9 protein-coding genes are annotated in these 14,440 nt (G+C 62.4%); 6 read left to right on the forward strand and 3 right to left on the reverse strand.

Going from position 1 to position 14,440, the window contains the following annotated elements; genetic code table 11:
- The first annotated feature begins 76 nt into the window (after nucleotides 1–76).
- The 4 genes from GH659_RS05160 (at nucleotide 77) to GH659_RS05175 (ending at nucleotide 6,669) form a co-directional block, all read left to right on the forward strand.
- Nucleotides 77–421 carry a copper-binding protein gene (locus GH659_RS05160; protein ID WP_153109809.1) on the forward strand — a complete coding sequence of 115 codons (345 nt, stop codon included), beginning with the start codon at nucleotides 77–79 and terminating at the stop codon, nucleotides 419–421.
- Nucleotides 418–1,722, forward strand: a complete 1,305-nt coding sequence (locus GH659_RS05165) for a TolC family protein (protein ID WP_153109811.1) — start codon at nucleotides 418–420, stop codon at nucleotides 1,720–1,722. Before GH659_RS05160 ends, GH659_RS05165 begins: the two co-directional genes overlap by 4 nt.
- Complete coding sequence (locus GH659_RS05170) at nucleotides 1,719–3,299, forward strand: efflux RND transporter periplasmic adaptor subunit (RefSeq protein ID WP_153109813.1); 1,581 nt, start codon at nucleotides 1,719–1,721, stop codon at nucleotides 3,297–3,299. Before GH659_RS05165 ends, GH659_RS05170 begins: the two co-directional genes overlap by 4 nt.
- A 148-nt stretch (nucleotides 3,300–3,447) precedes the next feature.
- A complete protein-coding gene (locus GH659_RS05175) occupies nucleotides 3,448–6,669 on the forward strand; it encodes an efflux RND transporter permease subunit (RefSeq protein ID WP_153109815.1) in 3,222 nt (1,073 codons plus the stop codon).
- A gap of 14 nt (nucleotides 6,670–6,683) precedes the next feature.
- Here the strand turns inward: GH659_RS05175 and GH659_RS05180 are convergent, their stop codons facing one another.
- From GH659_RS05180 to GH659_RS05190, 3 genes are read right to left on the reverse strand one after another with little or no spacing between them, the layout of a single operon-like run.
- Nucleotides 6,684–7,130 carry a chemotaxis protein CheX gene (locus tag GH659_RS05180; RefSeq protein ID WP_153109817.1) on the reverse strand — a complete coding sequence of 149 codons (447 nt, stop codon included), beginning with the start codon at nucleotides 7,128–7,130 and terminating at the stop codon, nucleotides 6,684–6,686.
- Nucleotides 7,123–7,500, reverse strand: a complete 378-nt coding sequence (locus GH659_RS05185; RefSeq protein WP_153109819.1) for a response regulator — start codon at nucleotides 7,498–7,500, stop codon at nucleotides 7,123–7,125. The genes GH659_RS05180 and GH659_RS05185 overlap by 8 nt, the downstream gene beginning before the upstream one ends.
- On the reverse strand, nucleotides 7,500–9,629 hold the full coding sequence (locus GH659_RS05190; protein WP_153109821.1) for a Cache 3/Cache 2 fusion domain-containing protein: 2,130 nt from the start codon (nucleotides 9,627–9,629) through the stop codon (nucleotides 7,500–7,502). The genes GH659_RS05185 and GH659_RS05190 overlap by 1 nt, the downstream gene beginning before the upstream one ends.
- Nucleotides 9,630–9,914: 285 nt before the next feature.
- Here GH659_RS05190 and GH659_RS05195 point away from each other — a divergent pair, with 285 nt between their 5' ends.
- Nucleotides 9,915–13,391 carry a hybrid sensor histidine kinase/response regulator gene (locus GH659_RS05195; RefSeq protein ID WP_153109823.1) on the forward strand — a complete coding sequence of 1,159 codons (3,477 nt, stop codon included), beginning with the start codon at nucleotides 9,915–9,917 and terminating at the stop codon, nucleotides 13,389–13,391.
- Nucleotides 13,372–14,325, forward strand: coding sequence for a response regulator (locus GH659_RS05200; RefSeq protein WP_153109825.1), 954 nt, complete (start codon nucleotides 13,372–13,374; stop codon nucleotides 14,323–14,325). Before GH659_RS05195 ends, GH659_RS05200 begins: the two co-directional genes overlap by 20 nt.
- The last annotated feature ends 115 nt before the right edge of the window (nucleotides 14,326–14,440 follow it).

Consider the following 14,440-nt stretch of genomic DNA (forward strand, 5'->3'; position numbering starts at 1 on the left):
TCCGGTCAGCTTCCCGCCGGCCACCTGATGCCATACTGCACACACCATCAAGCACTGATTCGATTGAGGACTGAACATGAAAAACACCCTTGCCATTTCGATTGCCGCCCTTTTCGCACTGCTCTCCCCGGCCGCACAGTCGGCGGGTGGACACAACACCCATAGCGGGCACGGTGCCATGCACTCCGCCGTGGAAGGCGGCATGGTCGACGGCGTCGTCAAGAAAATCGACACGGCGGCGGGCAAGGTCACCGTCAGCCACGGGCCGCTGACCAATCTCGACATGCCGGCGATGACCATGGTTTTCCGCGTCAAGGACGCCACCTGGCTCGACCAGATACAGGTGGGCAGCAAGATCCGCTTCGTCGCCGACAACCTCAATAACGCGCTGACCATCGTCCGCTTCGAGTTGGCCAAATGAAAACCGGCACCCCGCTCAGGTTGTCGGCAATCGTCGTACTGCTCCTGACGCTCGGCCACGCGGTGCCGGCGGCCGCGCAGAACGCACCGTCGCCCGGCGTTATTGACGCTATTCCCGGCCGCACCGTCGACAGCCTGCTCGACTACGCCCGCCACAACAACCCGGAATACGCCGCGATGCGCTTCGAGGCCGACGCGGCAAGCGAGCGCATCACGCCGGCCGGCGCCCTGCCCGACCCGAAGTTCCGGATGGAACTGATGGACATCACCAAAATGGGCGAGCAGAACGCCACGCTTTCACCCAGCCGGGTTGGCAGCACCAAGTACACGCTGATGCAGGACCTGCCCTGGTATGGCAAGCGCGACCTCAAGCGCGGCATCGCCGAACTCGAAGCCGAGAGCGCGCAAGGCCGTGCCCGCGGCACCTGGGCCGAAATCGCCGCCCGCCTGAAAACGGCGCACGCCCAGTTGTTCACCCTGTATCAGAACGAAAAACTGGCGCGCGAAATCCTCGACCTGATGGTCAGGCTGGAGAAGATCGCGCAGGTGCGCTACGCCGGCGGACTGGCCGCGCAGCAGGACGTGATCCGCGCGCAGGTCGAGCAGACCGGCATGCGCAACGATCTGATCATGCTGACGAACGATGGCAACATGCTGCGGGCGCGCATCAATGGGCTGCTCGCCCGCCCGGCCCCCGCCCCCATCGCCAACCCGGAAGCGCTGCGGCCGATTCCCGCGCCGGCCAGGCTCGATTACGCGACGCTGGAAGACCGCGTGCGCGGCCGCAATCCGCAGCTGTTCGCCGAAGAGGCGCGCATCCAGGCCGCCGAGAAAAACCGCGAGCTAACCTACAAGAACCGCTATCCCGACTTCACGCTCGGCGTCACGCCGGTCCAGTACGAAAATTCGGTCAAGGAATGGGAAGTGATGCTCGAATTCAACATCCCGCTGCAGCAATCGTCGCGCCGGTCGATGGAGCGCGAGTCCGAGTCGATGCTCGCCGCCGCCCGCTCGCGCAAGGACGCCGCCGCCCATCAGGTGCTCACTGAACTCGCCGAGAACCTGTCCGGCATCGAAGCCGCCCGCCGCACCGAGACGCTGACGACCAGCAGCCTGTTGCCGCAGGCCGAGCTTTCCTTCAAGTCGGCGCTGGCTGGCTACGAAAACGGCAAGGTCGACTTCATGACCCTGATCGAAGCGCAAAAACAGATCCGTCAGGCCAGACAAAACCAGATCAAGGCGCAGGCCGACGCACAGATGCGTCTGGCGGAAATCGAAAAGCTATTGGGAGAAGATTTATGAAACAGGGTCAGGCTCTTGGCATCGGACTCGTGACAGTCGCACTGGCGACCGGCGGCGGTTACTGGTTCGGCAGCCGCACCAGCGCTCCGGGGAATACCACGATTTCGTCTGCCGGAAGCGACGACTCGGGTGTTAAGAAGGAGCGCAAACTCCTCTACTACCGCAATCCGATGGGCCTGCCCGACACCTCGCCGACGCCCAAGAAAGACCCGATGGGCATGAATTACATTCCGGTCTATGAGGGCGAAGACACCGGTGAAAGCGACGCAGCCGGCACGATCACGGTCAGCACCGAGAAAGTCCAGAAACTCGGTGTCAGAACCGAAGCTGCACAACGCCGCGTGCTCGACCGGATCGTGCGCGCCGCCGGCCGCGTCGAGCCGGATGAACGCCGCCTCTACGCCATTGCCCCGAAATTCGAGGGCTACGTCGAGCGCCTGCACGTCAACGTCACCGGCCAGCCGGTCGGCAAGGGGCAGCCGTTGTTCGAGGTGTACAGCCCGGAACTCGTCTCGGCGCAACGCGAATACGCGATTGCCGCGCAGGGCGTCGACGCGCTGAAGGGCGCCGGCGGCGAGGCACAGGACGGCATGCGGCAACTGGCCGAGTCGAGCCTGTTGCGGCTGAAGAACTGGGACATTCCGGAAGCCCAGGTCAAGGCGATGGCCAAGTCCGGCCAGACCCGGCGCACGCTGACCTTCCACTCGCCTGTCGCCGGCATCGTCACCGAGAAGAAGGCGCTGCAAGGCATGCGCTTCATGCCGGGCGAAATGCTCTATCAGGTGGCCGATCTGTCGTCGGTGTGGGTCGTCGCCGACGTCTTCGAACAGGATATCGGGCTGCTAAAACCGGGCGCCAAGGCCACGGTGCGCATCAACGCTTACCCGGACAAGATTTTCGAAGGCAAGGTGAGCTACGTGTATCCGACGCTCAACCCGGACACGCGCACCGTGCCGGTGCGGGTCGAACTCGCCAACCCCGGCCTGCTGCTGAAGCCGGCGATGTTCGCGCAGGTGGAGCTGCCGGTGGCGGCACAGAAAAATGGCATGGCCAACGTCGTCACCGTGCCGGTTTCCGCGATCATCGACAGCGGCAAGCGCCAGATTGCGCTGGTGCAACTCGGGAAAGACGAGAAGGCGGGCCGTTTTGAACCGCGCGAAGTCAAACTCGGCGCGCGCAGCGACAACTACGTGGAAGTCATCGAAGGCATCAAGGAAGGCGAACAGGTCGTCGTTGCCGCCAATTTCCTGATCGACGCGGAAAGCAATCTCAAGGCAGCCGTGGGCGGTTTCGGCGCGGCGCCCACCGAAGGCGCCGGCAAGCTAGCCGCCACCGTCGGCCATCAGGCAAGCGGCACGATCGAGAGCGTCGATGCCGCAACCGGCATGGTCAGCATCGAACACGGCCCGGTCGCCAGCCTCAAGTGGCCGGCCATGACCATGGAGTTCAAACCGGCCAACGCGGCGCTGATGAAGGGCCTGCAACCGGGCGCCGCCATCGACTTCGAGTTCGTCGAACGTGGTCAGGGCGAATGGGTGATTACGGGAATCAAACCGGCCAATCACAAACAACACTAAGGACTTGACCACCAAGTCACCAAGAACACAAAGATTCACCAAGAAAATCAAAAGATTAAGCGGCTCTTCTTGGTGCGACTTGGTGCCCTTGGTGTCTTGGTGGTTCGCAGTTAAGTCAATAACTGATCGCAACTGAAAGAGTCGCCTCATGCTCGCCAACATCATCGACTGGTCCGCCCGCAACCGTGTTCTCGTCCTGCTGGCAACGCTGTTCATCGTCATCGCCGGTGTTTATGCCGTGCTACGCACGCCGATCGACGCCCTGCCCGACCTCTCCGACGTGCAGGTCATTGTCTACACCGAGGCGCCGGGACAGGCGCCGCAGGTGGTCGAGGACCAGATCACTTACCCGCTGACCACGGCCATGCTCTCGGTGCCGAAATCGAAGGTCGTGCGCGGCTTCTCGTTCTTCGGCGCCTCCTTCGTCTACATCATTTTCGAGGACGGCACCGACATCTACTGGGCGCGTTCGCGCGTGCTCGAATACCTCAACTTCGCCGCTGGCCGCCTGCCCAATGGGGTGACGCCGCAGATCGGGCCGGATGCTTCGGGCGTCGGCTGGGTCTATCAGTACGCCCTGCTCGCCAAGGACAAAACGCTGGCCGAACTGCGCTCGATTCAGGACTGGTTCGTCCGCTACCAGCTGACCAAGGCGCACGGCGTCGCCGAAGTCGCTTCGATCGGCGGCTTCGTGCAGACCTATCAGGTGACGGTCGATCCGGTGAAGCTGCGTTCCTACGGCATTCCGCTGATGAAGGTGGCGCAGGTGATCCGCGATTCGAACCGCGACGTCGGCGGCCGCACTGTGGAAATGGCCGAAACCGAATACATGGTGCGCGGCAAGGGTTATCTGCGCGGTGCCAGCGACATCGAGCAGCTGGTGGTGAAGGCCACAGCTGGAAAAGGCGGGGGAACGCCGGTGCTGATCCGCGACGTCGCCCGTGTCGAGATCGTGCCGGACGAGCGGCGCGGCATCACCGAGCTGAACGGCGAAGGCGAGGTCGTCTCCGGCATCGCCATCGCCCGCTTCGGTGAAAACGCGCTGGAAGTCATCCACAACCTGAAGGAGAAGGTGGCCGAGATCACGCCCGGTTTGCCGGAAGGTGTCACCATCGAGCCGGTCTACGACCGCTCCGAGTTGATCCATCGCGCCATCGACACGCTGAAGAACACGCTGATCGAGGAATTGCTGATCGTCGCCGCCGTCTGCTTCATTTTCCTGCTGCACCTGCGCAGCGCGCTGGTCGCCGTCATCATGCTGCCGATCGCTATCCTGATGTCCTTCATCGCCATGCGCTGGCTGGGCATGAGCTCCAATCTGATGAGTCTGGGCGGTATCGCCATCGCCATCGGGGAGATGGTCGACGCCTCGGTAGTGATGATCGAGAACGCGCACAAGCATCTCGAAGCACTTGACCGCAAAATCCCCCGTCATTCCGGCGAAAGCCGGGATCCAGAGGATGACCAAGAAACCTGGATTCCGGCTTCCGCCGGAATGACGGCCCGGGCCAAGGCCATCATCGCCGCCTGCAAGGAGGTCGGCCCGTCGCTCTTTTACTCGCTGCTCATCGTCACCGTCTCTTTCCTGCCCGTTTTCGCACTCGAAGGCCAGGAAGGCCGCCTTTTCTCGCCGCTGGCCTGGACCAAGACCCTGGCGATGGCCGCTGCGGCCATCCTCTCGGTCACGCTGGTCCCTGCGCTAATGGTGATCTTCGTGCGCGGCAAGATCATGCCGGAAGCGAAGAATCCGGTGAACCGCTTCCTGATCTGGCTCTACCGCCCGGTCATCGCTGGCGTGATGCGCTGGAAGAAGACGACCATCGCCATCGCCTTGCTGACCCTGTTCGCCTCCTTCTATCCGGCGTCGAAGCTCGGCTCCGAATTCATGCCGACACTGAACGAAGGCACGCTGTTCTACATGCCCGCCTCGCTGCCCGGCATGTCGATCACCAAAGCCGCCGAAGTGCTGCAGACACAGAACAAGATCATCAAGAGCTTCCCGGAAGTCGCCTCGGTCTACGGCAAGGCCGGCCGAGCCAACACGGCCACCGACCCGGCGCCGACCGAGATGTTCGAGACCGTGATCAACCTGAAGCCCGAATCCGAATGGCGCGCCGGCATGAACATCGACAAGTTGATCGCCGAGATGGACAAGGCGCTGCAGTTCCCCGGCATCTCGAACTCCTGGACGATGCCGATCAAGGCACGCATCGACATGCTTTCGACCGGCATCCGCACGCCGATCGGCATCAAGGTCTTCGGCAAGGATCTCGATGAAATGGAGAAGCTGGCGCGGCAGATCGAAACCGTGGTCAAGAACGTACCCGGCACGTCGAGCGCCTTCGCCGAGCGCATCACCGGCGGCTTCTACCTCAACATCGAGCCGGATCGCACGCAACTGGCGCGCTACGGCCTGTCGGTTGGCGAAGTGCAGGACGTGATCGGCACAGCGCTCGGCGGCGAGATGGTCACGACGACCGTCGAAGGCCGCGAACGCTACGGCGTGACGGTGCGCTATCCGCGTGAACTCCGCTCCGACCCGCAGCAGATCGCCCGCGAAGTGCTGGTGCCGACGATGGACGGGGCGATGATTCCATTGGGGCAACTCGCCAAGGTCGAAATCGCCAAGGGCGCCCCGGCCATCCGTACCGAAAACGCCCTGCTCTCGGCCTATATCTACGTTGACATCCGTGAGCGCGACATCGGCAGCTACGTCGCCGAGGCGAAGAAGGCCGTGGCCGACAACGTGCAGTTTCCACCCGGTTACTATGCGACGTGGAGCGGCCAGTTCGAGAACATGGAGCGCGCCATCGAGAAGATGAAGGTCGTCGTGCCGGTGACGCTGCTGATCATTTTCCTGCTGCTCTACCTCAACTTCCGGCGCATCACGGAAACCCTGATCGTCATGCTTTCGGTGCCCTTCGCGCTGGTCGGCGGCATCTGGCTGATGTGGGCGCTCGGCTACAACATGAGCGTCGCCGTCGCCATCGGTTTCATCGCACTCGCCGGCGTCGCCGCCGAAACCGGCGTCGTCATGCTGATCTACCTCGATCAGGCCTGGGAAGAAATCAAGGCGAAACGCCGCGCCGCAGGCCAAGAGCCGACCGCCAGCGACCTCTACGCGGCGGTGATGGAAGGCGCCGTAGAGCGCGTGCGGCCGAAGATGATGACCGTCGTCTCGACCATGGCCGGCCTGCTGCCGATCATGTGGGTCGCCGGCACCGGTTCGGAGGTAATGCGCCGGATCGGCGCGCCGATGGTCGGCGGGATGGTGTCGTCGACGATACTGACGCTGGTGGTGATTCCGGCGATTTACGCTCTGGTGAAGCAGTGGGGGGTTGGGAAAGGGCGGGAATTCGGGGGGCTCTGAGCTGCGGTTCCCCTCTACTGCAAACTCACCACCAGCGAAGCCACCATCTTGTGCCAGCGCAAGGGCAGGATGTAGGCCTTGACGGTGCTCGGAACCTGAATCGACTTGGCAGTTCCTTCGACAACGACGGGCACGGAAATCATGAAATCCGGCCCGAAGTGGCGGCGCGCGTTGCCGGAAATGATGTTGGCGACTTCACCGACCAGATCGCCGAGGTTCTTGTCGGAAACGTCCGATTCGCCGACATGCAGCAGCAATTGGCGTAACAAGTCGCGCCGGGCGGTGAAATAGACGCAGCCCTGCCGCTGGCCGGAGATGCCGATCACGCCGGTAAAGTCGTAAATAGGCAAGGCGCTACGTTCGCCGAGATACGGGCTGCCGAGTTCCGGTAGCTTGCCCGTCTGGCTCTCAAAGTAATGGCTGACGATATCGAGGAAAATGTGCAGTTCGCGCTCATCCATTTGAAGTCCCTCCCAGCAGTTCGTCCATCGCTTCGGTCAGATCGGTTTCCGAAAACGGCTTGCACAGGAATCCCTGTGCCCCCTCCTTCAGCGCCTGAATCGCCGTCGCTTTGTCGGCCAGCGCCGAGACGACGAGGATCAACACCTTCGAATTGATCCGACGCAACGCCCGGATGCATTCGATGCCGTCCATGCGCGGCATCGTGATGTCCATGGTCACCAGGTCGGGTTTTGTCCTGGCGAACTGGGCGACGGCTTCCTCGCCATTGGCCGCCGTTGCCACCACCTCCATGTGGTGCTCGCCAAGCGTGCGTGTTATTTTGCTGCGGATGATGTTCGAGTCATCCACGATCATCAGTTTGATACTCATCAGGCGGCCTCCCCGATCAGCGCGTTGCCCAGTTCATGCTTCGACTCGTGTTTTGCCGCTTTGCCCGCCGCGCTCGCCTCGGCATCCAGCTTGAGTGGCAGTTGCACACGCAAATGGCAGTACTCGCCGCGTGTTGATCCGATGCGGATGCGACCGCCCTGTCGACTGATCATTTCCTTTACGGCATCGAGGCCAACGCCGCGTCCGGCATCCTCGTTCGCCTCTTCCTGCGTCGATAGCCACGGCTCGAAGATCATCATCGTCAGCCTCCGCGTATCGAGCGATTGCGCCGCTTCGGCGGTGAAGCGGCCGGAACGGACAGCGGCCTGGCGGACTTTTTCGAGATTGATGCCGGCCCCGTCGTCGCGGAAACTCAATTCGACGAAACCATCGCCCTGATCGGAAACATAAACCGCCAGATGCGCCGCTTCGGACTTGCCGCGCAACTTGCGCTCGGACGGCGTTTCGACGCCATGCACGATCGCATTCCTGACGAACTGATTGACTGTCGTGTTCAGTGTTTCGCGCAGTGAAGAAGCCAGCGTCGAAAGCTCAAGCCCTTGATAGGTCAGATCGACTTTCTTGTGATGGCGCGTGGCAAGCTGGTTGGCGAAAGCATTCCACTGCCGAACCATCGGCTGTACCGCATCTTCACCCGATTCACGCGGTGGGCGCGCCGGTTCGACGCTGACGATGCCGCGTATCTGACCGATTTTCGCGATCACGTCGCGAATGGCCGCAATCTCCGAAAACAGCGCCTTGACGCGCACGGTGACCGGCAACAGGTCTTCTGAGGTACGTTTCGTCTTCTCGCGCAGTTCGCGCAAGACCGACTCGAAACCGTGGAAAGACTGCGTGATGGCGTCGAGTTGCAGCGCCGCCGCGTCACCCTTGAGTTGATGCGCTGTTCTCGCAATCGCATCGATACAGCGCGTCTCGATCCCGGTCGTTGGGTTGCTCGTTCGAAGCATCTCGTTGATTTCGTTGAGGCCGTGGGTGGCGCTCGCGAGAAATTCCTGCAGCAGACGCGGATCGGCCTGCAGGATGTAGACCATCATCGTCATCTGATCCTGCACGCGGCGCTCGCTCTCGCGCAGTTCGCGTTCCAGACGGACCTGACGGCTGATGTTGTTGGCCGTGACCAGCAGGTGTGTCACCTTGCCGTTCTTGAACACGCGGTTGAAACGGATTTGCAGGAAGCGGGATTCAACGATGCCGTTCGGGCGCAATGAGCTGATTTCGACGCAGTCGAGCGGATTGAGGCTGGCGACGAGCTTTTCCTTCACGTCATGGCGCAACAGCAGTTCGATGTATTCCTTCGCCGTATCAAACGTCTTGGGCGATACCGAGGGTTTGAGCAGATCAAGGAAGTAATCGCCAGGTTTCACCTCAAAGCCGAGAACGCGGGTCAGCGCTTTGGATGTCTGCGCGCCCATGCGCAGCTCGTGGTTGAGCAGGAATAGGCCGTCTTGCGTCGTGCGGAAAATATCCTCGATTTCACGGTGAGACGCTTCGACACGCACCGAAAAGAAGAGACCGACACCCAGCAGCGCAATGCCGACAATACCAACGCCGATAACGAGATAGTCCATCTGGCTAGCCAGCGCCAGCATTGGGTCGGCAGAACCGTAGTCGATCCCGACGAACACAGCCCCGCGCGTGCCATCCTGAAAGGAAACCGGCAGGTAGGTGGACATGTGCCGCCGGTCGAACAGGGTGATTTGTCCGGAATACTCTTTCCCTGCCTTCAGTGCTTTGGCTGCATCCGAATTCGGGTCAAGCACCGAGCCGACCGCCTGCGCGCCGTCCGCCTTTTTCAGGGTAGTTCTGGCGCGAACATAGTCACCGTGCTTGAACAGAAACATCGTCACCACCGTCTTGCCGTCGTTGGTAAAGGCATCGAGCAGCTTGGCGCGGGAAAGATAGTCCTCCGTCCAGTGTTCGGGCGACGCATGGATACCCTTCAGCGAGTGGGCCAGCGCGCTCGTCTGGTTTTCGAGCGCCCGGTTCGTCATCTGGGGAATGATCGAGAGTTTGATGAACGCCACGATGGCCACGATGACGAGAACGGCTGTCAGGCAGGAAGCGAAAAGCAGCTTGGTGGCGATGGATTTCGACTTGAAGCTCATGGTGTGTCACCTCTTCAAAAGCGATCCGAATGCTGACGACTGCATTTGCAACGTATTCCGACATCGCTTCTATCCGGAAAGTCATAGATTGCGCATGTCATGTTGCGACGGCCATAGTTTCAAAAAAACAGTGACTTGTGCACTCGTAGAAACCGCAATAAAAAGCGGTAATTACGGACCTGCCGCCGCGAAGCAGGAAGGGCATGACGCGCCAAAGCCAGCGCTGGCCGGCCCGTCGGCGAGGTTACAATTGCGCCGATTCGACTATCGCTGAGCGTGACCTGCATGCCTCCTACTGTTTCTCCGCGCACCACGGCTTCTACCGCTCTTTCCGATGCGGTCGTTGCCAATGCCTCATCCGCGCCGGAGGCAATTCCGACCGCCGAACCCCTGCAACGCGTCGTCAAGATCAGGCGCGACTACAACACGTGGGTCGTCAACGAGACGCTCGAGGATTACGCGCTGCGCTTCACGCCGCACAGCTTCCGCAAGCTGTCCGAATGGCAGGTGGCGAACACGGCCTTCGGCGCCTCGTCGTTTCTCGTGCTGGAAGCGGTCGGCGCGACGATGCTGGTCAATAGCGGCTTCCTCAATGCCTTCTGGGCGATTCTCGCCACTGGGCTGATCATTTTCCTGATCGGTCTACCAATCAGCCATGCGGCGGCCCGCTACGGGCTGGACATGGATCTGCTGACACGCGGCGCCGGCTTCGGCTACATCGGCTCGACGATCACCTCGCTGATCTACGCCTCGTTCACCTTCTTGTTCTTCGCGCTCGAAGCGGCGATCATGGCCTACGCGCTCGAACTGGCCTTCGGCATCCCGCCAGCCTGGGGCTACCTGATCAGCGCGCTCGCCGTCATTCCGCTGGTCACGCACGGCGTCACCGCGATCAGCCGCTTGCAGACATGGACGCAGCCGCTCTGGCTCGGCCTGCTGGTGCTGCCGTTCGCCTTCATTCTCGTGCAGGAGCCGGCGGTGCTCGGCGGGCTGCTGAACTACCCCGGCCAGCACGGCAATGGCGCCGCCTTTTCGATGCCACTGTTCGGCGCGGCGCTCACCGTCGGCATCGCGCTCGTCACGCAGATGGGCGAACAGGCCGATTACCTGCGCTTCATGCCCGCCCGCACCGACAAGAACCACCGCCGCTGGTGGGCCTGCATGATCCTCGGCGGCCCCGGCTGGGTCATTCCCGGCATCGCCAAGATGCTCGGCGGCGCCCTGCTCGCCTACCTCGCCCTGCGCAACGCGGTGCCGCTGGAAAAGGCCGTCGATCCGAACCAGATGTACCTGATCGGCTTCTCGCATGTCTTTGACAACACCTCGCTGGCAATTGGCGCAACGGTGCTCTTCGTCGTCATCTCGCAGCTCAAGATCAACGTCACCAACGCCTACGCCGGTTCGCTCGCCTGGTCGAACTTCTTCGCGCGGCTGACGCACAGCCATCCGGGGCGCGTCGTCTGGGTGGTGTTCAACACGCTGATCGCCCTGCTGCTGATGGAACTCGACGTTTTTCAGGCGCTCGGGCAGGTGCTCGGTCTCTATTCGAACATCGCCATTTCGTGGATGACGGCCGTCGTCGCCGATCTCGTCATCAACAAGCCGCTCGGGCTATCGCCGAAACACATCGAATTCAAGCGCAGCCACCTGTACGACATCAACCCGGTCGGAGTCGGCGCCATGGGCATCGCCTCGCTGCTGTCGATCTCGACCTACCTCGGCCTCTTCGGCGGCGCGATGCAGCCCTATGCCTCCTTCGTCGCGCTCGGCGCCGCCTTTGTCACCGCACCGCTAATCGCTTGGTGGACGGGCGGCAAGTACTATCTCGTCCGCCGCGACGCACCGGCGCACCAGCACAAGCATCAGTGCTGCATCTGCGAACGCGAGTACGAAAGCGAGGACACCGCGCACTGCCCCGCCTACAACGGCCACATCTGTTCGCTGTGTTGTTCGCTCGATGCACGCTGCCACGACCTCTGCAAGCCCGGCGCCAATCTCGCCGCGCAGTGGAACCGCCTGCTGCAACGGCTTCTGCCGGCGTCGCTGCACTCGTATCTCGACGCCGGGCTGATGCACTACCTGCTGCTGATGGGCTGCATCGTGCCGTTGCTGGCCGGATTGCTCGGATTGCTCTACACGCACGAGGTGCTCGCCATCGGCGCCAGCCAGCCGGAACTGGTGCCACATCTGCGGCAGGTGTTCATCAAGACCTTCTCGGCGCTGCTGCTTTTTTCCGGCATCGTTGCCTGGTGGATGGTGCTGACGCACAAAAGCCGCAAAGTGGCGCAGGAGGAATCGAACCGGCAGACACACCTGCTGATGCAGGAAATCGACTCGCACCAGCGCACCGACGAGCAGTTGCAGAAGGCCAAGCAGGCGGCCGATCAGGCCAATCAGGCGAAGAGCCGCTACATCACGGCGATCAGCCACGAATTGCGCACGCCGCTCAACAGCATCCTCGGCTACGCGCAGATTCTCGATGGCGACGAGACGATTCCCGCCAACCGCCGGCAGGCGATCAGCGTCATCCGCAAGAGCGGCGACCACCTGCTGACGGTGATCGAAGGCACGCTCGACATCGCCCGCATTGAGGGCGGCAAGCTGACGCTGACGGTCAAGCCCTGCGACTTCGCCGACTTCCTGCAGCAGATCGTCGGCATGTTCGAGCTGCAGGCGCGCAACAAGGGACTCGATTTCCGCTACGACGCACCCGCCGAACTGCCGGGCATCGTGCGCGCCGACCAGCACCGGCTGCGCCAGATCCTGATCAATGTGCTCGGCAACGCCGTCAAATTCACCGCAAAGGGGGGCGTCGATTTCCGTATCGACTACCGGCGCGACATGGCCACCTTCGACATCCGCGACAGCGGCCCCGGCATTCCGTCCGACGACATCGAGCGCATTTTCGAGCCCTTCGTGCGTGGCCGTACGGCACAGGCCGGCGGCAGCGGCGTCGGCCTGACCATCGCCCGCATGCTGACCGACCTGATGGGCGGCGAAATGACCGTGAGCAGCCAGCCGGGCGAAGGCAGCGTGTTCCGCATCCGCCTCTTTCTGCCGCAGGTGCATTCGCTGCAGGAAGCGCGTGCCCTGCCGCGCCTCAACCGCATCGGCTATGTCGGCATTCGCCGCCGCATTCTCGTCGTCGATAACGAGAAGGTCGACCGCGACATGCTGCAAAGCGTACTCGACCCGCTCGGCTTTCAGGTCGAACAGGCGGCAAGCGGCGAGGAATGCCTGGCCGTGCTGCCGCGCTTTGCGCCGCACCTCGTCTTCATGGATCTGGCCATGCCGGGCATCGACGGCTGGGAGACGATCCGCCGCATCCGCGCCCAGCATCTCACCGACGCCCATATCGCCATCCTCTCGGCCAACGCCTTCGACAAGGGACTGGACAACGACGTCGGTCTGCCGCCCGACGATTTCATCGTCAAGCCGCTGCGCGTCGATGAATTGCTCGACTGGATCGGCAAAAAACTCGATCTCGAATGGGTCACCGCCAGCGACGCCCCGGCGCCGGTTCAGCCCTCCCCCCAGCCGCCCGCGCTCGTCCCGCCCGGCGAAGACGCCCTGCGCGCGCTCGACGAGCTGATCGGCCTCGGCTACGTGCGCGGCCTCCTCAACAAGCTCGGCGAAATCGAACGCGAGAAGCCGGAGTGCGAAGAATTCGTCAAAGTGCTGCGCACCCTGGCGCGCCAATTCCAGTTCGATGCCGTGCAGGAAGTTTTAAGGAAAGTCCGCAATGTCAGCACTGTCGCCTGAAAACCATGCCGCCGTCGCCGAACGCGACATTTCCAATATCGTCCTCATCGTCGACGACATCCCGGAAAACCTCTCCCTGCTGCACGATGCGCTCGACGAAACCGGCTACACCGTGCTCGTCGCCACCAACGGCGAATCGGCCCTGCAACGCGCCCGCCAGAGCCTGCCCGACGTCATCCTGCTCGATGCGATGATGCCGGGAATGGACGGTTTCGAGGTCGCTCGTCGCCTGAAAGCCGATTTCGCCACGCACTCGATCCCGATCGTCTTCATGACCGGGCTGACCGAAACGGAACACGTCGTCGCCGCCTTTGCCGCCGGCGGCGCCGACTACGTGACCAAGCCGATTCGCCCGGCTGAAGTACTGGCCCGCATCGCCGCCCACATGCAGAACGCCCGCCAGATGAAACAGGCCCGCTCGGCGCTTGATGCCTTCGGTCAGGGCACGCTTGCCGTGCGCGCCCGCGACGGCAAGCTGGTCTGGCAGACACAACTGTCGCGCACGCTGCTCAAGGACTATTTCGCGCTCGCCGACGACCTGTCACCGCCCCGCCTGCTCGCATGGATCGGCGAAGCGATCGAAGCCCGCCAAACCGGCCGCGAGCCGAACCCACTGCTCGTCGCCGAGGGCAACAAGCGCCTGCTCGCCTCCTTCCACGACCAGACCGGCGACGACGAATGGCTCGTCGTCCTGCGCGAAGAAAACGACGCCTCCGCCATCGAATCGCTGATCGCCGCCTTCCGCCTGACCCAGCGCGAAGCGGAAGTGCTCTACTGGGTCACGCTCGGCAAGACCAGCAAGGACATCGGCGACATCCTCGGCAGCAGCCCGCGCACGGTGAACAAGCACCTCGAACACGTCTTCGAAAAACTCGGCGTCGAAACACGGACGGCGGCGGCCAATCTGGCGACGAGCAAGATGCGGGGGGCGTAAAATTTTTCCGCACGAATGAAGGGTCGTGAAAGCCTGAGCAATAAGACTATAGCAATAGCCTTTTTAATAACGGAAGCGCCTATACTTCGTCTATTGCAATGAGCGTATCGTCTAA

It is taken from the genome of Propionivibrio limicola (assembly GCF_009469695.1).
Taxonomy (GTDB): Bacteria; Pseudomonadota; Gammaproteobacteria; order Burkholderiales; family Rhodocyclaceae; genus Propionivibrio; species Propionivibrio limicola.

What these genes read in the sequence shown, in the direction of transcription:
- GH659_RS05160 (WP_153109809.1), top strand. Translation starts at nt 77, where the DNA reads ATGAAAAACACCCTTGCCATTTCGATTGCCGCCCTTTTCGCACTGCTC.
- GH659_RS05165 (WP_153109811.1), top strand. Translation starts at nt 418, where the DNA reads ATGAAAACCGGCACCCCGCTCAGGTTGTCGGCAATCGTCGTACTGCTC.
- GH659_RS05170 (WP_153109813.1), top strand. Translation starts at nt 1,719, where the DNA reads ATGAAACAGGGTCAGGCTCTTGGCATCGGACTCGTGACAGTCGCACTG.
- GH659_RS05175 (WP_153109815.1), top strand. Translation starts at nt 3,448, where the DNA reads ATGCTCGCCAACATCATCGACTGGTCCGCCCGCAACCGTGTTCTCGTC.
- GH659_RS05180 (WP_153109817.1), bottom strand. Translation starts at nt 7,130, where the DNA reads ATGGATGAGCGCGAACTGCACATTTTCCTCGATATCGTCAGCCATTAC.
- GH659_RS05185 (WP_153109819.1), bottom strand. Translation starts at nt 7,500, where the DNA reads ATGAGTATCAAACTGATGATCGTGGATGACTCGAACATCATCCGCAGC.
- GH659_RS05190 (WP_153109821.1), bottom strand. Translation starts at nt 9,629, where the DNA reads ATGAGCTTCAAGTCGAAATCCATCGCCACCAAGCTGCTTTTCGCTTCC.
- GH659_RS05195 (WP_153109823.1), top strand. Translation starts at nt 9,915, where the DNA reads ATGCCTCCTACTGTTTCTCCGCGCACCACGGCTTCTACCGCTCTTTCC.
- GH659_RS05200 (WP_153109825.1), top strand. Translation starts at nt 13,372, where the DNA reads ATGTCAGCACTGTCGCCTGAAAACCATGCCGCCGTCGCCGAACGCGAC.